A 22,521-nucleotide genomic window follows, 5' to 3' on the forward strand; every position below is an offset into this window, starting at 1 on the left:
ATGAATGACGTAGATAATCATCCCGTATCTGGCGCAGATTATCTGCGTCAGGTTCTCAGAGCACCTGTCTACGAAGTGGCGACGGTGTCGCCGCTTCAAGATATGCCAAGACTCGGCGCTCGCATCGGCAACCAAGTCCAAATCAAGCGTGAAGACAGACAGCCTGTACACTCATTCAAGCTGCGCGGTGCCTACAACATGGTGGCAAACCTCAGCGATGAGCAAAAGCGTGCGGGTGTGATTGCCGCTTCAGCGGGTAACCACGCTCAAGGCATGGCGCTGTCAGGCACTAAGCTCGGCATCAATACGACTATCGTGATGCCAAAAACCACACCAGATATCAAAGTTGAAGCCGTTCGCGGTTTTGGTGGCAACGTGGTACTTCACGGCAGCAACTTTGATGAGGCGAAAGCAGAAGCCGAGCGCCTCTCAAAAGAGCATGGCTATACCTTTGTTCCCCCTTTCGATCACCCTCTGGTGATTGCAGGACAAGGCACTATCGGTATGGAAATGCTGCAGCAAAATGGTCATCTAGATTACATCTTTGTCCCAGTGGGCGGTGGTGGTCTTGCTGCTGGTGTTGCCGTTCTGGTTAAGCAGCTGATGCCTGAAATCAAAGTGATTGCGGTAGAGCCTGAAGACTCGGCTTGCCTCAAGGCTGCATTAGATGCTGGTGAGCCAGTCATTCTCGACCAAGTAAGCATGTTTGCTGATGGTGTTGCGGTGAAGATCATCGGCAACGAGACCTTTAGGCTATGTCAACAGTACATCGATGGTCACATTACCGTATCTAGCGATGAGATCTGCTCCGCGGTAAAAGATATCTTTGAAGATACTCGTGCTATTGCCGAGCCATCTGGTGCGCTCGCATTGGCAGGCCTCAAGAAGTTTGCCGAAAAGCATCAGCTCAAAGACAAGCAACTGGGTACCGTACTCTCTGGTGCGAACACCAACTTCCATGGTCTACGCTATGTCTCTGAGCGCTGTGAACTGGGTGAGAAACGTGAGGGCTTACTCGCGGTAACTATCCCAGAGCGCCAAGGTGCTTTCTTTGAGTTCTGCAATATCATTGGCGGGCGTGCAGTTACTGAGTTTAACTACCGTTACAACGACGATGAACTTGCAAACATCTTTGTCGGTGTAAGACTGGTTGGCGGCCAAGATGAACTTGATGGCATAATCAACGATCTACGCACTGGTGGATATCCAGTTGCCGATCTCTCTGATGATGAGATGGCGAAACTGCATATTCGCTACATGATTGGCGGTAAGCCATCTAAACAGCTCAAAGAGCGCTTATACAGTTTTGAGTTCCCAGAATACCCTGGCGCCCTGCTTAAATTCTTGAGCACGCTTGGTACGCATTGGAACATCAGTCTGTTCAACTACCGCAATCACGGTGCCGATTACGGTCGCGTACTGTGTGGTTTTGAGCTTGAAGACAGCGATCTTAGCGAGTTCTCGACCCACCTTCGCGAGCTTGGCTATCAATGCAAAGATGAAACGGATAACCCGTCTTATAAGTTCTTCTTGTCCTAGTCTGACTAGTAAAAATCAACGGGAAGCCATCGCTTCCCGTTTTTTATGCTAACCAATCTCGATAAAGCTTACCTTCCTCACCAAGGTAGTCGAGTAACCACTCTAGTAACTTGTGGTTTTCATGCTTTCTCCAAACCATGCAGCATTCACTAGAAAGTTTGGCATCCGGAAGTACACGCTCAACCAACAAACCTTGCTCGATGAGAGGTCTCGCCATATGACTTGGCATGTAGCCTATTCCTACATCACTTTTCAGACACTCAATCGCAGTAAACCAATTCGGTAGCAACAATCGGCGCTGCTGCGGATAGTGTTCGGTATGGCGCTTAGGCAGCTCGCGTGAAGTGTCATCAATACAGATGGCAGGATATTGGCTTGCGATCGACTCATCCAATACATCCACAAGCGCGCAAGGATGAGTTGGCGACATCACCAGAGCCCAATCTAGGCTACCTATCTTTTTCACTCCGTACTCGCCACTCACTGGCACGGCGGATGTGGCGCCGATGACGATATCCGCGCGCTCTTGGGATATGGCCTCCCAAGCGCCATTGTAGACCTCCATATTGATCTGCAGCTCAGCAAACTCAAACTCGCGATAGAAGTCTTCAATGAGCTCTGAGAGTTTATCTACCTTTACGATATTATCTAAGGTCAGCTTTAAGCTACTTTGCCAGCCTTGTGCTGTACGGCGAGTTTGATGAGTAAGCTCATCCATACGACGCAACATCTGTCGAGCTTCCAATATGAACACTTCCCCGGCTGGCGTCAGTTCGACTTTGCGTGGCAAACGAGTAAAGAGCTGTACACCAAGCTCTTGCTCTATCTGGCGCACACTATAGCTAATCGCAGAAGGGACTTTATGCAGCACTTGCGCTGCCGCGCTGAAGCTCCCCAGATGCGCAACCACATCGAGCATTTCTAGTGAAGAACGTGAGTACATAACTAGCTTTCAAAAATTTTGATTAATAACCACAAAATATAGCGTTTTATTTTTCTTTTTTCCAAAAATAGAATACCCGTCATCAGCAGTATGGGCTGGCGCCAAACCATTCCTGTGAAAATATTTCAAGGAATAACAATGAAAATCTCTAAACTTCAACTTATCTACTTATCCGCACTGTCGATGTTGGGCTTTATTGCCACGGATATGTACTTGCCTGCGTTTAAACTTATTGAGCAGGACTTTGCTACTGGACCAGAGCAGATCGCGCTATCGCTGACGGTATTTCTCGTCGGTATGGGTCTGGGTCAATTTGTATGGGGACTGGCCAGCGATCGCTTTGGTCATCGCAAAACACTGTTTGCTGGACTGACCATCTTTACTATCGCGTCATTTGGTCTGGCTTGGAGTGAGCAAGTATGGCAACTGCTATCACTGCGTCTGCTGCAAGCAATTGGTGTCTGTGCACCGGCGGTAATCTGGCAGTCTATGGTTATTGATAAATTTGATAAGAAAACCAGCCAACAGATTTTTGCCACCATCATGCCGCTAGTTGCGTTATCTCCAGCGCTTGCACCACAACTTGGTGTATTGCTAACTGAAATGTGGGGATGGCACAGTATTTTTGTGGTTCTTGCGATCACAGGTGCACTGCTTGCAATGATCACTTTATCACTTAAAGATCAGCCAAAATCTATCGAGAAACGATCGTCAATTAGCGCCGATCTTAAGAGTCTGTTTGGATCGAGAGAGTACATGGGCAATGTGATCATGTACGGTGTAGCATCAGCGGCATTTTTTGCGTACCTAACCGGTATGCCAGAAATCATGAGCCAACTTGGTTACTCGGCAAAAGACATTGGCCTTAGCTTTATCCCACAAACCGTGGCGTTTATGGTGGGTGGCTACGCGGGTAAAAAACTGGTGGCAAAACTCGGTGATGATGCCGTACTCAAGCAGCTTCTTGGTTTAGAAACGGTGGCTATTTTGATGGTGTTTGTAGCCTGTCAGTGGGAGCTCAGCAGCGTATGGCCAATCCTATTGCCATTCTGTCTACTGGCGGTTGCTAACGGTGCCCTCTACCCAATCGTGGTGAACCGTGCACTATCAAGTGCTGCACACTGCTCAGCAACGGCTGCAGGTCTGCAAAATAGCCTGCAGATAGGGGTAAGCAGTCTAGCCAGTGCCATTGTGGCTGCGTTTGCGGTTTTGGCGCAGTCTGCGGTTGGCTATGTGATTCTTGGCTGCTTAGCAGTAATGTGGATTGGCTATCTTATTGCCAACCCAGCGGTCACTGAGGAATTAACGATTCCAGATAACTCTCGCGTCGTTAGCGACGAATAGAGACAAAAAAGGGCAACCTTGCACAGTATGCGGGTTGCCCTTTCTAATTATCGACCGTACTTATTATCGACTGGACTTACAGACTTTTCAGTCCCCATTTCTCTGCAGTGGCATCAAAGAAGCCCTGAGTCTTCTTAAGCTCTACCCAGTGGTTCACGTAGTTAATCCATACTTGGTCTTTTTGCGGCAACAGCATAGAGATTGGCGTTGGCTTACGAGGCTCTTCTACTGGCACTATCGCTAGTTGCTTAAACTTGGTCACCAAGGTCGCAGCTTCCACATTTGAGGTCACCGAGACGTCAGCACGGCGCGCTAAAAGCTCTTGGAAATCACGGGCTGGTGCTTCAATGACAATATGTTCGGCTTCTGGGAAGAAATCTTTAACCATCTTCTCTTGCACCGTCCCTAGCGTCGCTGCAACCTTAACACCAGGCTTGTTGAAATCTGCCCAATCCGCGTACTTTTCAAGATCTTTCTTCTGTACCACAGGCACAAAAGCTAAGTAAAAATACGGCTGGCTGTATCCCGCGACCTTAGCGCGAGACATGTTAAGCGATGCGCTTCCCGTGATATCGTACTTGTTGGCAGTGATACCATTAACCAACGTTTTCCAATCGGTCGCGACATACTCAACCTTGACCCCAAGATCTTTGGCAAGCTCAGTAGTGACATCAATATCAAATCCACGATAAGAGTTAGTCGCCGGATCTTTCATGGTCATCGGGTTCCAATCCCCTGTGGTACCTACCCTAAGTATACCTGAGTCTAAGATCTTTTGTAGGCGACTGGTTTCTGCCGCTACCTGCCCAATAGAGAGAAAAGTAATAATAAAACCCAGAATCCACTTCTTCATTGAATAGTCCCTTAAATTATTAAACATTCGTGGTACATCCTTGATAACATAGCAGTAACAGATGGAAATTTCAGAGATTTTAGGGACGATTGTGAGCTATCGATTACTTGCTGTTGTGTTGTGCCTGCCGCTACTAAGTGGTTGTTCTGACTATGAGTGGGGCTGGTATGTACTCGATCCTTCTACCGAACAAGGGAAAACCAACCTCGGATTCTTGTTAGCAGGTTTTAAGGACACCATCTATGTGTCACTGCTGAGTATGGTGTTTGCCATGCTGATAGGCCTACTTGTTGCCTTCCCTGCTCTTTCCAATAAACCTTGGTTACGGGCTATCAACCGCATCTATGTTGAGGTAATACGCTCTATTCCGGTTCTGGTTCTGCTTCTGTGGGTCTATTACGGTATGCCGACGCTACTAGACGTTTCACTCAACCATTTCTGGGCTGGCGTGATAGCACTGACTATCGCTGAAAGTGCTTTTATGGCCGAGGTCTTTCGTGGTGGCATTCAAGCCGTGACTCGCGGTCAACATGAAGCGGCAGAGTCATTAGGGCTCAACTATTGGCAGAAAATGCGCTTGGTGATTTTACCTCAGGCGTTTAGGCAGATACTGCCGCCGCTGGGGAATCAATTTGTCTACATCTTAAAGATGTCTTCGCTGGTCAGTGTGATTGGCTTAAGCGACTTAACCAGGCGTGCCAATGAGCTGGTGGTTAACGAGTACTTACCATTAGAAATCTATACCTTCCTGGTATTGGAGTACTTAGTGCTGATTCTATTGGTTTCTCAAGCCGTACGCTGGTTAGAAAAAAGGATAGCGATCCCGAGTCATTAACCACCAGCACGGCATGCAAAAGGTTTTAATAAAGTACACAGAAACCAAAAAGGGTCTCAATGAGACCCTTTTTCACTATCAGAGTGTAATCGTCATTACTTTTTCTTTACTGGACGCTGCCAGCCTGTGATCTTGCGCTCTTTGGCGCGAGTGATCACTAACTCACCTTCAGCTACGTCTTTGGTTAAGGTTGTACCCGCACCAATCGTTGCACCATCAGCAATCGTCACGGGTGCGACTAACTGGCTGTCTGAGCCAACAAACACATCGTTTCCGATAATGGTCTTAAACTTATTCGCGCCATCGTAGTTACAGGTGATCACACCCGCCCCAACGTTAGTACGTTGACCGATCTCAGCATCGCCAAGATAAGTAAGGTGGTTCGCTTTAGAACCTTCACCTAGGCGTGCATTTTTCACCTCAACGAAGTTACCCACGTGAGAGTCATTGCGCATATCTGCACCAGGGCGCAGGCGAGTGAATGGACCTACGGTACATTTCTCACCAACGGTCGCACCTTCAATCACACTGTAGGGCCGCACAATGGTGTTGTCATCGATTTCACAGTCTTTCAGCACACAGCCAGTGCCAATCACCACGTTATCACCTAGCGTTACGCTACCTTCGATGATGACGTTAGTGTCAATTTCTACGTCCATACCACACTGCAACTGACCACGCAGGTCAAAGCGAGCTGGGTCACGCAGCATAACGCCCTGCTCTAGCAGCTTCTGCGCTTGCATCGATTGGAATGCACGCTCTAGACGCGCTAACTGAGCGCGGTCGTTGACGCCTTCAACCTCAATTGGATTCGCTGGGTGCACCGCTTCAACTGCACGGCCTTCGTCGTGCGCTGCTGCAATCACGTCTGTTAAGTAGTATTCGCCCTGCGCATTATCGTTGCTAAGGCCTGATAGCCAGCGCTTAAGATCGCCACCAGTTGCAACCATTACACCTGTGTTGATCTCTTTAATCAGCTTCTGCTCTTCGGTGGCATCTTTTTGCTCGACGATAGCCACTACCGGGCCATTCTTACGCACAATGCGGCCATAACCCATTGGGTTATCCAGCACGACAGTAAGCAGTGCAATACCGCCTGTTGGCTGCGCATCTAATAGGTTTTCAATGGTTTGTTCTGAAATCAGAGGGACGTCACCATAAAGCACCAGAACTTTCTCGTCATCGGCTAGATAAGATGATGCTTGGTCAACTGCGTGACCCGTACCCAGTTGGTCTGCCTGCAGAACCCAGTTGACGGTTTCTTGCTCGAGAGCCGATTTCATTAAGTCGCCACCATGACCATACACCAGGTGGATGTTTTGAGATCCCAAACCTTCACAAGTATCGATGACATGTTTCACCATCGGCTTACCCGCTAGGGTATGCAAGACTTTCGGTTTATTGGAATACATGCGGGTTCCCTTTCCCGCGGCGAGTACAACTGCGCTGAACTTCATTATTATCAAACCATTGACGTTAAAAAACTGTCCTTATTTTAGCTGTGAATAGCACAAGAGTTAATGTTGATAAGCAAATTTGCGATAAAAAATAAGCAAAAAGGCGACCTAACGGTCGCCTTTCTCATCGCGGTCAATCTAATCGAGCTAGATTAACGACGTTTTTTTGTCAGTTCGATTACTCGAAGCTGAGCAATGGCTTTAGCCAGTTCACTGGCCGCTTGCGCGAAGTCCATGTCGCCATGCTGATTAGAAATAGATTCTTCAGCTTTGCGCTTGGCTTCTTCTGCCTTCGCTGCGTCTAGTTCTTCACCACGGATAGCCGTATCAGCCAGTACAGTCGCTGTACCAGGCTGAACTTCTACAATACCACCAGAGACATAAATGAACTCTTCGTGGCCGTGCTGTTTAACGATACGCACCATACCAGGCTGAATAGCGGTCAGCAGCGGTGTGTGACCATGGAAAATACCAAGTTCACCTTCGCTACCGGACACCTGGAACGTTTCTACGCGACCAGAGAAAAGCTTTTTCTCCGCGCTTACTACGTCTAGGTGAAAGGTTATTGCTGCCATATCGCCTCCTATTTAGCCTTATAGCTTCTTAGCATTCTCGATAGCATCGTCGATAGTACCGCAGTACATGAACGCTTGCTCTGGAATGTCATCGTAGTCACCAGCTAGTAGACCTTTGAAGCCACGTAGAGTCTCTTTAAGAGGTACGTAGATGCCAGGGTCGCCAGTAAATACTTCCGCTACGTGGTAAGGCTGAGTTAGGAAGCGCTCAATCTTACGAGCACGAGATACAACTTGCTTATCTTCTTCAGATAGCTCGTCCATACCTAGGATCGCGATGATGTCTTTCAGCTCTTTATAACGCTGCAGTGTTTGCTGCACACCACGAGCAACCTCGTAGTGCTCTTGACCAACAACTAGAGGATCAAGCATACGAGATGTTGAATCTAGTGGGTCAATCGCTGGGTATAGACCCATAGCAGCGATGTTACGGTTAAGTACAACCGTTGCATCCAAGTGCGCGAACGTTGTTGCTGGAGACGGGTCAGTCAAGTCATCCGCTGGTACGTATACCGCCTGTACAGACGTGATAGAACCAGTCTTAGTTGACGTGATACGCTCCTGTAGTACACCCATCTCTTCTGCAAGAGTTGGCTGGTAACCTACTGCAGATGGCATACGACCTAGAAGTGCCGATACCTCTGTACCTGCAAGTGTGTAACGGTAGATGTTATCAACAAACAGTAGTACGTCACGACCTTCGTCACGGAAACGTTCTGCCATTGTTAGACCAGTCAGAGCAACACGTAGACGGTTACCTGGTGGCTCGTTCATCTGACCGTAAACCATTGCTACTTTTGATTCTTCAGGGTTTTCAACGTTTACAACGCCTGCTTCCTGCATCTCAAAGTAGAAATCGTTACCTTCACGAGTACGCTCACCTACACCCGCAAATACGGATAGGCCTGAGTGTTGCAGTGCGATGTTGTTGATAAGCTCCATCATGTTAACGGTCTTACCTACACCTGCACCACCGAATAGACCGATTTTACCACCCTTAGCGAATGGACAAACCAAGTCGATTACTTTAACACCCGTTTCTAGAAGAGCGACTTCGTTAGATTGCTCTTCGTAGCTTGGCGCTTCACGGTGAATCGCATAGCTTTCTTCTGCACCGATCTCACCACACTCGTCAATCGCATCACCAAGTACATTCATGATACGACCAAGAGTCTTAGTACCTACTGGTACTGAGATTGGCGCGCCTGTGTTCTCTACTGTTACGCCACGACGTAAACCATCAGAGCTACCCATTACGATACAACGAACTACGCCACCGCCTAGCTGTTGTTGAACTTCAAGAACAAGACGCTCTTTAGAGTCCGTTACGTTTAGAGCATCGTATACACTTGGTACGTCGCTCTGTGGGAACTCTACGTCGACTACCGCACCGATGATCTGTACGATCTTACCTGTAGCCATCGTTAATCCTCTAATCTATTTCGTTTTACCTAAGCTTAAACCGCAGCTGCGCCGCCAACGATTTCTGATAGTTCTTGTGTGATAGCCGCTTGACGCGCCTTGTTGTACACAAGCTCTAGATCATCAATCAGGTTGGTCGCATTGTCCGTTGCAGCTTTCATTGCAATCATTCGAGCCGCTTGCTCACAAGCAAGGTTCTCTACCACACCTTGATACACTTGAGATTCGATATAACGAAGCAATAGTGCGTCTAGTAGTGGTTTTGGCTCAGGCTCATAAATGTAGCCCCATGAATGTTCGCGCTGCATCTCGTCACTGTCAGATTTAGGCAGAGGTAGCAATTGATCGATCGTTGGTTCCTGAATCATAGTGTTCACAAAGTGGTTATACACTACGTACAGGCGATCCAATTCGCCTTCGTCATATTTCTTCAGCATGACGCCTACAGTACCGATTAGGTCTTCAAGACTAGGCTCATCACCCAGACCAGACACCTGTGCCGCTACTTTAGCACCGCTGTTGTTAAAGAATGCCGTTGCTTTTGAGCCAATCACAGCCAGCTCAACTTCAGCACCTTTTTGTTTCCAATCCTGCATCTCTAGGACAGCTTTTTTGAACAAGTTAATGTTCAAGCCGCCACAAAGACCACGGTCGGTAGAAATAATGACATAACCAACACGCTTGGCTTCACGCTCTTCTAGGTACGGATGTTGGTACTCTAGGTTTGCGTTAGCCAAATGACCGATCACTTTACGCATAGTTTCAGCGTATGGACGAGAAGCTTCACGCGCGTCTTGCGAACGACGCATTTTCGAAGCTGCTACCATTTCCATCGCTTTCGTAATTTTCTGAGTGCTTTTCACACTACCGATTTTATTACGTATCTCTTTTGCGCCGGCCATCGTTACTCTCCATAAGTGGTGACCAGAAGGTCACCCACCAATTACCAAGTCTGAGTTGCTTTGAAATCGTCAGTCAGTTTCTTAAGCTGAGCTTCGATATCGTCGTTGTAAGCACCCGTAGTGTTGATCTCTTTAGCAAGATCAGCATATTGACTGTGAGCATACGATAGAAGCGCTGCTTCGAAGTCTAGAATCTTGTTGATTTCAACATCATCTAGGTAGCCGCGCTCAACAGCAAAGATAACTAGCGCTTGGTCAAATACAGACATAGGAGCGTATTGCTTCTGCTTCATTAGCTCTGTAACTTTTTGACCGTGGCTTAGCTGACGCTTAGTTGCTTCATCTAGGTCAGATGAGAACTGTGCGAATGCCGCTAGTTCACGATAAGCCGCTAGTGCAGTACGGATACCGCCAGATAGCTTCTTAATGATCTTAGTCTGTGCTGAACCACCTACACGAGATACTGAGATACCTGGGTCAACAGCTGGGCGTACACCCGCGTTGAAGGCTTCAGTTTGTAGGAAGATCTGACCATCGGTAATCGAGATTACGTTCGTAGGTACGAATGCAGATACGTCACCCGCTTGAGTTTCGATGATAGGAAGAGCAGTCAAAGAACCCGTCTTACCTTTCACTTCACCATTAGTGAAACGTTCTACGTACTCTTCGTTTACACGAGCTGCACGCTCTAGTAGACGTGAGTGAAGGTAGAATACGTCACCTGGGAATGCCTCACGGCCTGGTGGACGTTTAAGTAGTAGAGAGATCTGACGGTAAGCTACCGCTTGCTTAGATAGGTCATCATAAACAATCAGAGCATCTTCACCACGGTCACGGAAGTATTCACCCATTGCACAACCAGAGTATGGCGCAAGATATTGCAGTGCAGCAGATTCAGAAGCAGAAGCAACCACTACGATAGTGTTTGCAAGTGCACCGTGTTCTTCCAGTTTACGTACTACGTTTGCGATAGTAGAAGCCTTTTGGCCAATCGCTACGTAGATTGAGAAGATACCAGAGTCTTTCTGGTTGATGATTGCATCGATCGCCATCGCGGTTTTACCGATCTGACGGTCACCGATGATAAGCTCACGCTGACCACGACCGATTGGGATCATTGAGTCAACTGACTTATAACCAGTTTGTACTGGCTGATCAACCGATTTACGGTCGATTACACCAGGTGCAATCATTTCGACTGGTGACGTAAGCTTAGCTTCAATTGGACCTTTGCCATCGATTGGCTCACCTAGCGTGTTTACAACACGACCAAGCATTTCTGGACCAACTGGCACTTCAAGAATACGACCAGTACCTGTTACTTTCATGCCTTCCTTAAGGTTGGCATAAGGGCCCATTACTACCGCACCAACCGAGTCACGCTCAAGGTTAAGTGCTAGTGCATAACGGCCACCCGGTAATTCAATCATTTCACCTTGCATCACGTCCGCTAGGCCGTGAATGCGAATGATACCATCGCTTACCGATACGATAGTACCTTCATTACGAGCTTCACTCACAACATCGAAAGATTCGATACGCTGCTTGATTAGGTCGCTAATTTCTGTGGAATTAAGTTGCATGCTCCAATCCCCATCAAGACTGCATTGCTTCACTCAGGCGGTTCAAACGACCACGTGCTGAGTTATCAATTACAAGATCTCCGGCTCGAATAATAACCCCACCAAGTAGGGTCTCATCTACACTGCAATTCAGCTTAACTTTGCGTTCAAGACGCTTTTCAAGTTTGTTGCTGATCTCAGTACGTTGCTCTTCAGTTAGTTCAGATGCAGAAATAACATCTACATCTACTTGCTTTTCTAGCTCTTTTTTAAGTTCTAGAAACTCAACTAACACATAAGGCAACGCCACTAGTCGACCATTTTCAGCCATTACCTTAACCAGGTTCTGACCAAATTCATCAAACTGTTCACCACCAATTGCGTTGAAAATTTCAGCCACTCGCGTCGCTGTTACAGAGCCTGAAATCAGGTCTGCAATTTCATCGTTCTTAGCGATTGCAGCGGCAAACGTTAGCATTTCGACCCACTGGTCTATCGCTTGTTTTTCCACCGCAAAGTCAAATGCTGCTTTAGCATAGGGGCGTGCGATTGTAGTCAATTCAGACATATGCGCCCCTCGCTTTAAAGTTTCGCAGTAATATTGTCGAGAATATCTTTTTGCGCATCTTTATCGATACTACGCTCAAGAATCTTCTCAGCACCAGCTACAGCCAGAGTTGCAACCTGTTTGCGCAGGTCATCACGAGCACGGTTACGTTCCGCTTCGATTTCCGCTTCAGCTTGCTTTAGGATGTTTTGACGTTCTGCCAAAGCTTCCTCACGAGCTTCATCGATAATCTGTGCTTTACGCTTGTTTGCTTGCTCAATAACCTCGGTTGCAGTGCGCTTCGCTTCTTTCAATTGATCAGAAGCGTTGGCTTGTGCTAGATCCAAGTCTTTTGCAGCGCGTTCAGCCGCTGACAAACCGTCAGCAATTTTTTTCTGACGCTCTTCAATCGCATTCATGATTGGCGGCCATACATATTTCATGCAGAACCACACAAACATTGCGAATGAGATTGCTTGACCTAGCAGAGTTGCGTTCATATTCACAACAGCTACCCCTCTAAAGATTCATTGACGAGCTAAAGTTTAATCAGGTGACAAGTCCAAAACTTGTCGGAGAAAATACTGATTAACCTAGCTGACCAACGAATGGGTTCGCGAATGTGAATAGAAGTGCGATAACAACACCAATCATAGGAACCGCATCAAGTAGACCAGCGATGATGAACATCTTAACTTGAAGCATCGGAGCCATTTCAGGTTGACGAGCAGCACCCTCTAGGAATTTACCACCCAAAAGACCAAAACCGATCGCAGTACCGAATGCAGCCATACCAATGATGATACCTACGGCGATTGCAGAAAAGCTCAGTAAAGTTTCCATTACTATCTCCAATTTATAGTTGTTGGCTAAAATTTGCCTAAATAAAACGCGTTAATATTAGTGATTGTCTTCGTGAGCCATCGATAGATAAACAATCGTTAGCATCATAAATACGAAGGCCTGAATCAAAATAACTAGAATATGGAATATCGCCCATGGTAGTGAGCCCATCCATTGTAAATACCATGGCAGCATTGCCGCACAAAGGATGAAGACCACCTCACCCGCAAACATGTTACCGAATAGACGCATACCGAGTGATAGTGGCTTTGAAAGCAAAGACACAACCTCAATAAGCATGTTAAATGGAATCATGATTGGGTTATTAAATGGGTGTAGAGTCAACTCTTTTGTAAAGCCCACTAGACCTTTTACTTTGATGCTGTAGTAGATCATCAGAGCAAAAACACCTAGCGCCATAGCCATGGTGATATTGACATCAGCAGAAGGAACCACTTTCAAATAAGGGATACCCATCTGCTCTGCTGGATAAGGTAGAAAGTCAATTGGCACAAGGTCCATGACGTTCATTAAAAATACCCAACAGAAGATAGTTAGTGCTAAAGGCGCGATTAGCGCATTGCGTCCATGAAAGGTTTCTTTGACGTTTTCGTCAACGAATTCCACAATCATTTCAACAAAACACTGCAGCTTGCCTGGCACACCAGCTGTTGCTTTCTTAGCTACTGAACGAAATACTCCAAGGAATATTAAACCAGTGAACACAGAAAAAAACAGGCTATCGATATGTACGTTCCAGAAACTTGTCTCCTCCACTAAACCTAAACTTCCCAAAGAAAGGTTAGTCAAGTGGTGAGAAATGTATCCGGCCGATGTTAGCGCTTCACCTGGCGCAGCCATAACTCATCCTATTTTTTGTTGTTAACGAAAATTACTGGAGCCATAAGGTTAATTAAGACGACCAGTAAAAATGTGAGATTCAAGGGAATCACTTCCACCTGAATATACATGTAAGCTATTGAGAATAGGGAGGCAATAATAAGGATTTTCAGGGCAACACCCGCATAGAAAGACGCGGCAACTTTTTTCGCTGCCCGAGCCCCACTAAACAGAAATGCGCACAACGCAAAAACAGCATTCGCGATAACAAAACTGCCACCACCAATGAGCGCTGAAATTCCCCACTCAGCATTTACAGCCACTGTCATCCCAACAGCCACTAACGTAACCGCACTGGCCTGTATCAGTAACAAACGCTTTGCAAGCGCCCGCCCTGGTTTAGCTAATGCCGCTACCATGTATTCTTACCTTTAGTTCTATCCACTTTGCACCTAATAACTACTGTGCTGGGAGATTGGCGAAAATTATACTTTCTACCAAAGTTATTGCAATCAAAGCGTATCAAAAAGATACACTTTCATTCACAAAACCATAACTTTCGCACATAAATTGCATTTATAAATAATTGATGTAGGTCAATTATCTCATTTAGCTCTCAAGCTTGGCAATAAGTTGCTCCAATTTGTGAGGTTCATCAAGACTTATCGTTACCTTGGCTTTTCCACTCGCGTTTCTTACCAAAGACACTTTCGCACCAAGTTTTTCACTCAAACGTAGCGAAATTTCTTGTGCATCACGGTCTTCTGACTGTTTTTTCTCAGAAGAGTTCGGTTTTAAGCACTTTTTCACTAAGTCTTCGGTCTGTCGCACGGTGAGCTGCTTCTTGGCAACGGCTTGTGCGATTTCGCACTGCACATCCCCCTCTAGCGCAAGTAGCGCACGCGCATGACCCATGTCGATCTGTTTGCTCTCCACCAGTTTTTTCACTGGTGCTTCAAGCTGGTTTAGCCTCAACAGGTTACTGACTGCGGTTCGTGACTTACCAATCACATCCGCGACCTGCTGATGGGTAAGTTCAAACTCATCTTGCAAACGTTCAAGCGCTTGAGCTTCCTCGATCGCATTGAGATCTTCACGTTGAATGTTCTCGATCAACGCCATGGCTACCGCCGCGCGATCTTGGACATTTTTTATCAAGCAAGGGACCATTTTTAATCCCGCTTGTCGCGCGGCACGCCAACGACGCTCACCGGCGATGATCTCAAACTGATCGTGTCCGACATTTCGTACAACAATCGGTTGGATAATTCCTTGAGATTGGATGGATGCAGCCAGTTCTTCCAGAGCTTCAGGCGCCATATCTTTTCTTGGCTGATAAATGCCTGGACGAAGGCTGTTAATTGACAGTTCAGTAAGCTGTCCATCACTGGATAGCGTCTGACTTTGAGTTGCCACCTGCTGCTTTTCTCGTGCAAGCGAACTAGTCGACAACAGGGCGTCTAGTCCTTTCCCTAAACCACGTTTAGACATCGAATCTTTTTCCTTAAGAGCGTTAAGCCGTTACTTCTTCTCGTCGTAGCATCTCACCAGCCAACGCTAAATACGCTTTTGCCCCGGCGGAGTACTTGTCATAGTACATCGCTGGTTTGCCATGGCTTGGTGCCTCTGCGAGGCGTACGTTCCTAGGGATAACGGTTCGGTAGACTTTGTCGCCGAAGTGTTTTTTCAATTGCTCTGAAACTTCGTTGGCTAGACGGTTTCTTGGGTCGTACATGGTACGAAGCAAACCTTCAATTTTAAGATTTTCGTTGACCACAGCCGCCAGCTTACTGATGGTATCCATCAGTGCGGTTAGACCTTCCAGAGCAAAATACTCACATTGCATCGGCACAAGCACAGAGTCTGCTGCAGCCATCGCGTTAATTGTAAGTAGGTTCAAAGAGGGAGGACAATCGATAAAGATGAAATCATAGTTATCACGGATTGGCGTTAACGCATGTTTCAAACGAACTTCGCGCGCAAACACCTCCATAAGCTTGATTTCTGCAGCAGTTACGTCCCCGTTCGCTGCAATTAGGTCAAATTGGCCAGAGGTATCGGTGCACACCACTTGCTCAAAAGGTAGCTCATCAACCAGTAAATCGTAAGCAGTTGTTTCAACCTGATACTTATCGACCCCACTGGCCATTGTCGCATTGCCTTGTGGATCGAGGTCAATCACCAACACTTTACGCTTTGTCGCCGCCATCGAGGCAGCTAAGTTAATACAAGTGGTCGTCTTTCCAACCCCACCTTTCTGATTCGCGATAGCGACAATTTTTCCCACGACAAGCTCTCCGTTATCCCTTCTTGGATAAGATTACAAGATGACGGTCACCTTCCAACTCAGGAACTTGCAAAGGTTTGATTTCGATCACAGAACACCACGACGGCAGCTCAGTGATCTCCTGATCATGGAGTTGACCCTTTAAAGCATAAAAGCGACCAGACTGAGGTTTTGGTAAATGTTCACACCAGTTCACCATGTCTGTCATCGACGCAAATGCACGACTCAATACTCCATCAAAGCCTTCTCCCGCGTCAAATTCTTCCACTCGAGATTGGACTGGACTGACATTTTTAATCTTCAGTTCGTGCGCAACCTGCTTAATGAAACGAATTCGCTTGCCAAGGCTATCAAGCAGAGTGAATGACTTAGTTGGGTGCATGATAGCCAGCGGAACACCTGGTAATCCAGGGCCAGTGCCGACATCGATAAAACGCTCACCCTCAAGATGCTCACCAACGATGATGCTATCAAGAATATGTTTCACTAACATCTCTTCAGGGTGACGAACCGAGGTCAAGTTGTAAGCTTTGTTCCACTTGTCAAGAAGCTGAACGTAACCGACAAGCTGTTCACGTTGAAGTTCAGAGACCTCTAATGAGGTCTCTGCAATAAGTTGATCAAGTTTTACTCTTAAGTTGCTCACGCAGCTTCACCTTTTTTAAGCACGCCTTGTTTCTTCAAATAAACCAACAGGATTGAGATCGCAGCTGGCGTAATACCTGAAATACGCGACGCAATACCGATCGTTTCCGGTTTAGCTTCAGTAAGCTTCGCCACCACCTCATTAGAGAGCCCTTTAACATCACGGTAATCAAGATCCGCGGGGATCTTAGTATTTTCGTGACGCAGCGATTTCTCGATCTCGTCTTGCTGTCTCTGGATGTAACCTTCGTATTTCACTTGGATCTCAACTTGCTCGCTCGCTTGGCTGTCTTCAAGAGCCGGAGCAAACATATCAAGCGCCGTCAGTTGTGAATACGTTAGCTCTGGACGACGTAAAAGATCTTCACCACTCGCTTCACGGGAAATCGGCGTTTTTAACAAAGTATTCAATGCATCAACCCCTTCAGATTTTGGATTAATCCATGTCTCTTTCAGGCGCTGGCGCTCTTTGGCCATATTATCCACTTTCTCGTTGAAACGGCTCCAACGTTGTTCATTAATCAAACCAAGCTCATGTGCTTTTTCGGTCAGACGAATATCGGCATTGTCCTCACGCAGCAACAGACGGTATTCCGCGCGAGAGGTAAACATACGGTACGGCTCTTTGGTGCCCATCGTTGATAGGTCATCAATCAGAACGCCCATGTAAGCTTGGTCACGGCGTGGGCTCCAGCCCTCTTTGCCTTGTGAGTACAAGCTTGCATTCAGACCCGCCATTAGACCTTGCGCCGCAGCTTCCTCATAACCTGTTGTGCCGTTGATTTGTCCAGCAAAGAACAAACCGGAGATAAATTTGGTTTCGTAGGTTTGCTTCAAATCGCGCGGATCGAAGAAATCGTACTCAATGGCGTAGCCAGGACGAACGATATGCGCATTTTCGAAGCCTTTCATCGAACGAACAATTTGCACCTGAACATCAAACGGCAAGCTAGTTGAAATACCGTTCGGATACAGCTCATGAGTCGTCAAACCTTCAGGCTCGATAAAGATCTGGTGGCTGTTCTTATCGGCAAAACGCATCACTTTGTCTTCAATCGATGGACAATAGCGCGGACCAATACCTTCGATCACTCCCGCATACATTGGACTGCGATCGAGGTTGTTGCGGATCACTTCATGAGTGCTTTCATTGGTATGCGTAATGAAGCATGGGATCTGCGTTGGATGCTGAGTGCGTTGACCCATGAATGAAAATACAGGGGTTGGGTTATCACCATGTTGTACTTCAAGTTCAGAAAAGTTCACACTGCGAGCATCGATGCGTGGAGGCGTACCTGTTTTCAAACGATCCACTCTAAAGGGCAGCTCACGAAGACGACGAGCAAGCGCAATCGAAGGCTGATCGCCCATACGTCCACCAGATGAGCTTTCCATACCGATGTGGATCTTACCACCTAAGAAGGTACCAACGGTGAGAACGACAGACTGCGCGTGGAACTTAAGTCCCATCTCGGTGACGACACCGCGTACTTGATCTTGTTCTACGATCAAGTCATCCACAGACTGTTGGAATAGTGTTAGATTTGGCGTGTTTTCAAGAGCATGACGAACATACGCTTTGTAAAGCGCACGATCTGCTTGTGCGCGAGTTGCACGAACAGCAGGGCCCTTAGACGCATTGAGCGTACGGAACTGAATACCAGCATGATCGATGGCTTCTGCCATTAGACCACCCATAGCATCGACTTCCTTAACCAAGTGGCCTTTACCAATGCCACCAATTGCTGGGTTGCATGACATCTGGCCCAACGTATCAATGTTGTGCGTTAACAGAAGTGTCTTTTGCCCAGTGCGAGCAGATGCGAGTGCGGCTTCCGTTCCTGCATGTCCGCCACCTACAACGATGACGTCAAATGTTTCGTGATAAAGCATGAACCGACCTCAGTATTCAATCGATAAAATAGACAAACCAAAAGGAGCGGTATTCTACCGCTTTTCTGGTATTGAGAAAATCGCTTTTAAAACATTTTGGATCTAAGAAATAAGAATATAAAGATAAGATCTATATATATGATCTTTTATTAGATCTATTATTAGGATCCACGATCTCTGTGGATAACTCAAAAATGATCAACAATACCATGGATCTTTTTGAGATCGATTGCTGTGATCTAGCGTTGATCTGGGACTGTATTAGCTGGGATCAAAACGGCATGTTATACACAAGGGAGTGGGGGATCAAAACTTGTTCTTTGGATAAATATAGGTTTTTCACCGGAAAGATCATGTTTTATCCACAGACGGATAGGTCAAATAGTGCGCAATTGGATTTGGTTTAGTAGAAAAAGTTACTCACAGGCACAAAAAAAGCGGCTTATGCCGCTTTTTTCACACGCATTGTGTTTGATAAAACATGGTGTCTATTGAAACTTGCTCAGGTGCTCATTGAGCCACTCTTCGGCTGCATCTTCTGGTACGGGATGGTTGAGAATGTCGATCTCCAAGCAGTCCGTCAGTGGCGTGCCACCAATATCCTCAAGTAGCGAGTAAGCATGTTTGCCTGCTGCGCAGAAGGTGTCATAGCTAGAGTCGCCAATACCAACCACCGCAAACTTTACTTCAGACATGCGAGGTGGGGTCGCTTGCAGCGCAGCAATAAACGGCTGAATGTTATCTGGATATTCTCCCGCACCGTGCGTTGAGGTGATAACCAGCCAAGTGCCTTGTGCAGGGATGTCTGCAAGCTCTGGTTGGTTATGGATAGTGGTCTCTAAACCTTGTTCTACCAGCAAGTCACTAAGATGGTCGCCGACATACTCTGCAGCGCCAAGTGTACTGCCTGTGATGATATGAATCATTGATGTTCCTTTTTCAATACCGCTTATTTACCAATACAGAAAGACGAGAAGATACGTCCGAGTAGATCATCAGAGCTGAACTCGCCAGTGATCTCATTCAAATGTTGCTGAGCAATACGTAGCTCTTCTGCCAAAATTTCGCCCGCCATATAGCCTTCTAGCTGCTGCTGGCCAATATCAAGGTGTTCGGCGGCGCGCTCCAAGGCATCAAGGTGGCGGCGACGAGCCATAAAGCCACCTTCACTGGCACCAGAGAAACCCATAATTGACTTAAGGTGCTCGCGAAGGGCTGGTACACCTTCACCTGTGCGCGCAGAAAGACGAATCAACGTCGGATCGTTAACGTGACAGATCCCCAGAGTTTCACCGGTTTCATCGACCTTGTTGCGGATCACGGTGATACCGATCGACTCTGGGAGGCGATCAATAAAGTCAGGCCAAATCTCTTTTGGATCCGTAGCATCGGTTGTGGTGCCATCAACCATAAACAGCACACGATCGGCTTGCTCGATCTCTTCCCAAGCACGCTCAATACCAATGCGTTCCACCTCGTCAGAAGCATCACGTAGACCTGCGGTATCAATGATATGCAGTGGCATACCATCAATATGGATGTGCTCACGTAGAACATCACGTGTGGTTCCAGCAATATCGGTCACAATCGCCGACTCTTTACCAGAGAGGGCGTTGAGTAGGCTTGATTTACCCGCATTTGGGCGCCCAGCAATGACCACTTTCATGCCTTCACGCATGATGGCACCTTGATTGGCTTCTTTGCGAACAGAATCGAGATTGTCGATGATGGTCTGTAGATCGCCCGCCACTTTACCGTCGGCGAGGAAGTCGATTTCTTCTTCAGGGAAGTCAATCGCCGCTTCAACATAGATGCGTAAATGGATGAGTGATTCCACCAGCACTTGAATGCGTTTCGAGAACTGACCTTGCAGTGATTGCAGGGCTGATTTGGCCGCTTCTTCTGAACTGGCATCAATCAAGTCGGCAATCGCCTCGGCTTGGGTTAAGTCCATTTTGTCGTTGAGGAACGCACGCTCACTGAACTCACCCGGTCTGGCAGGGCGAACACCTGGAATGAGCAGAATACGTTTAATTAGCATATCCATCACCACAGGGCCACCGTGGCCTTGAAGCTCAAGAACATCTTCACCGGTAAATGAGTGCGGATTAGGGAAGTAAAGCGCAATACCTTGGTCGAGTTCGCCGCCATTTTCATCTTTGAAAGGCAGATAGTCAGCGTAGCGAGGCTTGAGAGTTTTGCCTGTTACTTGCTGTGCGACTTCTTGAGCCAAAGGGCCAGAAACGCGAATGATGCCCACGCCACCGCGGCCTGGGGCTGTGGCTTGTGCCACAATGGTGTCTGTTGTCATTGAATTGCCTATTCGCCGTGCTTTAGCCAAATTGTAATCATGGTCAATGAAAAAGGCGACCACTAAGGTCGCCTTTTATCTAATCGAATTGGTTTGGACTACTTAGAGTGCAGACCTTTCTTCTCGAGCGATCGGTAGATCAACGTTTGCTGGATAAGCGTTACGATGTTAGAAACCAACCAGTAAAGAACCAGACCTGATGGGAACCATAGGAAGAAGAAGGTAAACATAACCGGCATAAAGGTCATGATCTTCTGCTGCATTGGATCTGTTACCGTCGTTGGGCTCATCTTCTGGATCATGAACATACTTGCACCCATCAGTAGAGGCAGAATGAAGTATGGGTCTTGAGCCGAAAGGTCATGAATCCAACCGAAGAATGGTGAGTGACGAAGCTCAACCGATTCCATTAGCGCCCAGTACAGAGCGATGAAGATAGGCATCTGTAGCAAGATTGGTAGACAGCCACCTAGTGGGTTTACTTTCTCTTTCTTGTACAGTTCCATCATTTCTTGGCTCATGCGCTGACGGTCGTCGCCGATTCGCTCACGCATTGCTTGCAGCTTAGGCTGAAGCATGCGCATTTTCGCCATAGAGGTGTACTGTGCTTTGGTTAGTGGATACATCGCACCACGTACGATGAAGGTCAAACAGATGATAGCTAGACCCCAGTTCACAACGATACCTTGAATGAACGACAGTAGTGTGTGAAGTGGTTTCGCAATGAACCATAACCAGCCGTAGTCAACTACTAGGTCTAGGTTTGGTGCAACTTCAGCCATTTCGGTTTGCAGTTTTGGACCTGCCCAAAGCGTTGCTTTCAATGTTGCTGCTTGGCCATCGGCAATCGTAGTGTTTGGCATACGAACACCGATATCACCTAGGTTACCAATCACGCGAGTGTAAAGGTTAGTACCCGGTGCTTCACGTGGGATCCACGCGGCTGCGAAGTAGTGCTGGATCATCGCTGCCCAACCTTGACCATCAGTCAGGTTAAGAGACAGGTTGCGATCTTGCATATCTTCGAAGCTGTATTTCTTGTAGCGAGTGTCTTGAGTTGAATAAGCACCGCCATTGTAGGTAGGCATTGTGATGCTGCCACCTTTGTCTTGAAGATTTTGACGAAGGTGAGCGTACATGCCGAACGTCGCATTTTGACCAGAGTTGTTGTTTACCGTGTATTCAACATCAACGTCATATTTGCCACGCTTTAGAATGAAGGTTTTGGTGTAGTTGATGCCATTCGCTTCGAATGTCATCGGTACACGTAGCTCATCTTGACCCTCAGCCAGCGTGAAGCTGTCTGCTGATACTGAGTAAGCTGGACGGCTTGTGCTGCTAAGGTCGATACCTTGAGGGCCTACCAGACCACTTTGAGCAATAAACTGGTGACCTTGTGAGTCTTTGAGTAGCTCAAACGGGTCGCTAGATTCCAACTCGGTTGCGTACTCGTTTAGGTTTGCGGTAACAACATCACCGCCCACAGTTGTCACACCTAGAGTCAGTACGTCGGTTTTCACTGTGATGATTTTATCTGCGGCCGCTGTTGTGTGGCCTGGTGCAGGATCATGCTCATCAGCGAAAGATGGCGCAGGTAGAGTACTGCTTTGCGTCTGCTGAGTCGGAACTGGAGCTGGGTTCTTATAAGATTGCCACTGTTGGAACAGCAAAAAAGAAACCAAAGCCAAACCGATTAACAGAATATTACGTTGAGAATCCATCG

At 47.1% G+C, this 22,521-nt stretch carries 22 protein-coding genes; 3 read left to right on the forward strand and 19 right to left on the reverse strand.

Annotation, left to right across the window (positions count from 1 at the left end; genetic code table 11):
- Positions 1 to 1,539, forward strand: a complete 1,539-nt coding sequence (gene ilvA, locus L4C42_RS20910) for a threonine ammonia-lyase, biosynthetic (protein ID WP_353497489.1) — start codon at positions 1 to 3, stop codon at positions 1,537 to 1,539.
- A 43-nt stretch (positions 1,540 to 1,582) separates the two neighbouring features.
- On the opposite strand, the gene punR is transcribed toward ilvA, so the two are convergent.
- Entirely contained in the window at positions 1,583 to 2,482 is a 900-nt protein-coding gene (gene punR / locus L4C42_RS20915) for a DNA-binding transcriptional activator PunR (RefSeq protein WP_353497488.1), read from the reverse strand.
- Between the two features lie 138 nt (positions 2,483 to 2,620).
- On the opposite strand from punR, the gene punC reads away from it, so the two are divergent.
- A complete protein-coding gene (gene punC, locus L4C42_RS20920; protein ID WP_353497487.1) occupies positions 2,621 to 3,826 on the forward strand; it encodes a purine nucleoside transporter PunC in 1,206 nt (401 codons plus the stop codon).
- A gap of 76 nt (positions 3,827 to 3,902) precedes the next feature.
- Here the strand turns inward: punC and L4C42_RS20925 are convergent, their stop codons facing one another.
- Positions 3,903 to 4,679, reverse strand: coding sequence for a transporter substrate-binding domain-containing protein (locus tag L4C42_RS20925; protein ID WP_429761698.1), 777 nt, complete (start codon positions 4,677 to 4,679; stop codon positions 3,903 to 3,905).
- Between the two features lie 91 nt (positions 4,680 to 4,770).
- Between L4C42_RS20925 and L4C42_RS20930 the strand changes: the two genes are divergently transcribed.
- On the forward strand, positions 4,771 to 5,514 hold the full coding sequence (locus L4C42_RS20930; protein ID WP_353498629.1) for an amino acid ABC transporter permease: 744 nt from the start codon (positions 4,771 to 4,773) through the stop codon (positions 5,512 to 5,514).
- 95 nt (positions 5,515 to 5,609) lie between these two features.
- On the opposite strand, the gene glmU is transcribed toward L4C42_RS20930, so the two are convergent.
- The 17 genes from glmU to yidC form a co-directional block, all read right to left on the reverse strand.
- A complete protein-coding gene (glmU, locus tag L4C42_RS20935; RefSeq protein ID WP_418641827.1) occupies positions 5,610 to 6,971 on the reverse strand; it encodes a bifunctional UDP-N-acetylglucosamine diphosphorylase/glucosamine-1-phosphate N-acetyltransferase GlmU in 1,362 nt (453 codons plus the stop codon).
- A gap of 152 nt (positions 6,972 to 7,123) precedes the next feature.
- Positions 7,124 to 7,546, reverse strand: a complete 423-nt coding sequence (locus L4C42_RS20940; protein ID WP_042478114.1) for a F0F1 ATP synthase subunit epsilon — start codon at positions 7,544 to 7,546, stop codon at positions 7,124 to 7,126.
- Between the two features lie 18 nt (positions 7,547 to 7,564).
- Positions 7,565 to 8,968 (reverse strand): F0F1 ATP synthase subunit beta, encoded by a 1,404-nt coding sequence (gene atpD, locus L4C42_RS20945; protein ID WP_063604564.1) that lies wholly within the window; start codon positions 8,966 to 8,968, stop codon positions 7,565 to 7,567.
- A 35-nt stretch (positions 8,969 to 9,003) separates the two neighbouring features.
- Positions 9,004 to 9,870, reverse strand: coding sequence for a F0F1 ATP synthase subunit gamma (atpG, locus tag L4C42_RS20950; protein ID WP_042478116.1), 867 nt, complete (start codon positions 9,868 to 9,870; stop codon positions 9,004 to 9,006).
- Positions 9,871 to 9,911: 41 nt separating this feature from the next.
- On the reverse strand, positions 9,912 to 11,453 hold the full coding sequence (gene atpA, locus L4C42_RS20955; protein WP_353497484.1) for a F0F1 ATP synthase subunit alpha: 1,542 nt from the start codon (positions 11,451 to 11,453) through the stop codon (positions 9,912 to 9,914).
- Positions 11,454 to 11,466: 13 nt separating this feature from the next.
- Positions 11,467 to 12,000: a F0F1 ATP synthase subunit delta gene (gene atpH / locus L4C42_RS20960; protein ID WP_429761699.1), complete on the reverse strand. Its 534-nt coding sequence runs from the start codon at positions 11,998 to 12,000 to the stop codon at positions 11,467 to 11,469.
- Between the two features lie 14 nt (positions 12,001 to 12,014).
- Entirely contained in the window at positions 12,015 to 12,485 is a 471-nt protein-coding gene (gene atpF, locus L4C42_RS20965) for a F0F1 ATP synthase subunit B (protein ID WP_112460760.1), read from the reverse strand.
- An 82-nt stretch (positions 12,486 to 12,567) separates the two neighbouring features.
- On the reverse strand, positions 12,568 to 12,822 hold the full coding sequence (gene atpE / locus L4C42_RS20970) for a F0F1 ATP synthase subunit C (RefSeq protein WP_006073065.1): 255 nt from the start codon (positions 12,820 to 12,822) through the stop codon (positions 12,568 to 12,570).
- Positions 12,823 to 12,879: 57 nt separating this feature from the next.
- On the reverse strand, positions 12,880 to 13,683 hold the full coding sequence (atpB, locus tag L4C42_RS20975; protein WP_353497482.1) for a F0F1 ATP synthase subunit A: 804 nt from the start codon (positions 13,681 to 13,683) through the stop codon (positions 12,880 to 12,882).
- 8 nt (positions 13,684 to 13,691) lie between these two features.
- Entirely contained in the window at positions 13,692 to 14,081 is a 390-nt protein-coding gene (locus tag L4C42_RS20980; protein WP_042502436.1) for a F0F1 ATP synthase subunit I, read from the reverse strand.
- Positions 14,082 to 14,271: 190 nt separating this feature from the next.
- On the reverse strand, positions 14,272 to 15,153 hold the full coding sequence (locus L4C42_RS20985; RefSeq protein ID WP_353497480.1) for a ParB/RepB/Spo0J family partition protein: 882 nt from the start codon (positions 15,151 to 15,153) through the stop codon (positions 14,272 to 14,274).
- Between the two features lie 22 nt (positions 15,154 to 15,175).
- Positions 15,176 to 15,949: a ParA family protein gene (locus tag L4C42_RS20990; protein ID WP_042502439.1), complete on the reverse strand. Its 774-nt coding sequence runs from the start codon at positions 15,947 to 15,949 to the stop codon at positions 15,176 to 15,178.
- Between the two features lie 13 nt (positions 15,950 to 15,962).
- Positions 15,963 to 16,595 (reverse strand): 16S rRNA (guanine(527)-N(7))-methyltransferase RsmG, encoded by a 633-nt coding sequence (gene rsmG / locus L4C42_RS20995; protein ID WP_429761700.1) that lies wholly within the window; start codon positions 16,593 to 16,595, stop codon positions 15,963 to 15,965.
- A complete protein-coding gene (gene mnmG / locus L4C42_RS21000; protein WP_353497478.1) occupies positions 16,592 to 18,487 on the reverse strand; it encodes a tRNA uridine-5-carboxymethylaminomethyl(34) synthesis enzyme MnmG in 1,896 nt (631 codons plus the stop codon). The genes rsmG and mnmG overlap by 4 nt, the downstream gene beginning before the upstream one ends.
- A 488-nt stretch (positions 18,488 to 18,975) precedes the next feature.
- The gene (mioC, locus tag L4C42_RS21005; RefSeq protein WP_353497477.1) at positions 18,976 to 19,413 is read right to left on the reverse strand and encodes an FMN-binding protein MioC; all 438 of its coding nucleotides are present in this window, start codon (positions 19,411 to 19,413) and stop codon (positions 18,976 to 18,978) included.
- A gap of 23 nt (positions 19,414 to 19,436) precedes the next feature.
- Positions 19,437 to 20,798, reverse strand: a complete 1,362-nt coding sequence (mnmE, locus tag L4C42_RS21010; protein ID WP_112481037.1) for a tRNA uridine-5-carboxymethylaminomethyl(34) synthesis GTPase MnmE — start codon at positions 20,796 to 20,798, stop codon at positions 19,437 to 19,439.
- 98 nt (positions 20,799 to 20,896) lie between these two features.
- On the reverse strand, positions 20,897 to 22,519 hold the full coding sequence (yidC, locus tag L4C42_RS21015; protein WP_429761701.1) for a membrane protein insertase YidC: 1,623 nt from the start codon (positions 22,517 to 22,519) through the stop codon (positions 20,897 to 20,899).
- Between the last annotated feature and the right edge of the window lie 2 nt (positions 22,520 to 22,521).

It is taken from the genome of Vibrio wakamikoensis (assembly GCF_050337275.1).
Lineage (GTDB): Bacteria > Pseudomonadota > Gammaproteobacteria > Enterobacterales > Vibrionaceae > Vibrio > Vibrio chaetopteri.

Coding starts and splice junctions, on each gene's coding strand:
- ilvA (WP_353497489.1), top strand. CDS start 1: ATGAATGACGTAGATAATCATCCCGTATCTGGCGCAGATTATCTGCGT.
- punR (WP_353497488.1), bottom strand. CDS start 2,482: ATGTACTCACGTTCTTCACTAGAAATGCTCGATGTGGTTGCGCATCTG.
- punC (WP_353497487.1), top strand. CDS start 2,621: ATGAAAATCTCTAAACTTCAACTTATCTACTTATCCGCACTGTCGATG.
- L4C42_RS20925 (WP_429761698.1), bottom strand. CDS start 4,679: ATGAAGAAGTGGATTCTGGGTTTTATTATTACTTTTCTCTCTATTGGG.
- glmU (WP_418641827.1), bottom strand. CDS start 6,971: ATGAAGTTCAGCGCAGTTGTACTCGCCGCGGGAAAGGGAACCCGCATG.
- L4C42_RS20940 (WP_042478114.1), bottom strand. CDS start 7,546: ATGGCAGCAATAACCTTTCACCTAGACGTAGTAAGCGCGGAGAAAAAG.
- atpD (WP_063604564.1), bottom strand. CDS start 8,968: ATGGCTACAGGTAAGATCGTACAGATCATCGGTGCGGTAGTCGACGTA.
- atpG (WP_042478116.1), bottom strand. CDS start 9,870: ATGGCCGGCGCAAAAGAGATACGTAATAAAATCGGTAGTGTGAAAAGC.
- atpA (WP_353497484.1), bottom strand. CDS start 11,453: ATGCAACTTAATTCCACAGAAATTAGCGACCTAATCAAGCAGCGTATC.
- atpH (WP_429761699.1), bottom strand. CDS start 12,000: ATGTCTGAATTGACTACAATCGCACGCCCCTATGCTAAAGCAGCATTT.
- atpE (WP_006073065.1), bottom strand. CDS start 12,822: ATGGAAACTTTACTGAGCTTTTCTGCAATCGCCGTAGGTATCATCATT.
- atpB (WP_353497482.1), bottom strand. CDS start 13,683: ATGGCTGCGCCAGGTGAAGCGCTAACATCGGCCGGATACATTTCTCAC.
- L4C42_RS20980 (WP_042502436.1), bottom strand. CDS start 14,081: ATGGTAGCGGCATTAGCTAAACCAGGGCGGGCGCTTGCAAAGCGTTTG.
- L4C42_RS20985 (WP_353497480.1), bottom strand. CDS start 15,153: ATGTCTAAACGTGGTTTAGGGAAAGGACTAGACGCCCTGTTGTCGACT.
- mnmG (WP_353497478.1), bottom strand. CDS start 18,487: ATGCTTTATCACGAAACATTTGACGTCATCGTTGTAGGTGGCGGACAT.
- mioC (WP_353497477.1), bottom strand. CDS start 19,413: ATGATTCATATCATCACAGGCAGTACACTTGGCGCTGCAGAGTATGTC.
- mnmE (WP_112481037.1), bottom strand. CDS start 20,798: ATGACAACAGACACCATTGTGGCACAAGCCACAGCCCCAGGCCGCGGT.
- yidC (WP_429761701.1), bottom strand. CDS start 22,519: ATGGATTCTCAACGTAATATTCTGTTAATCGGTTTGGCTTTGGTTTCT.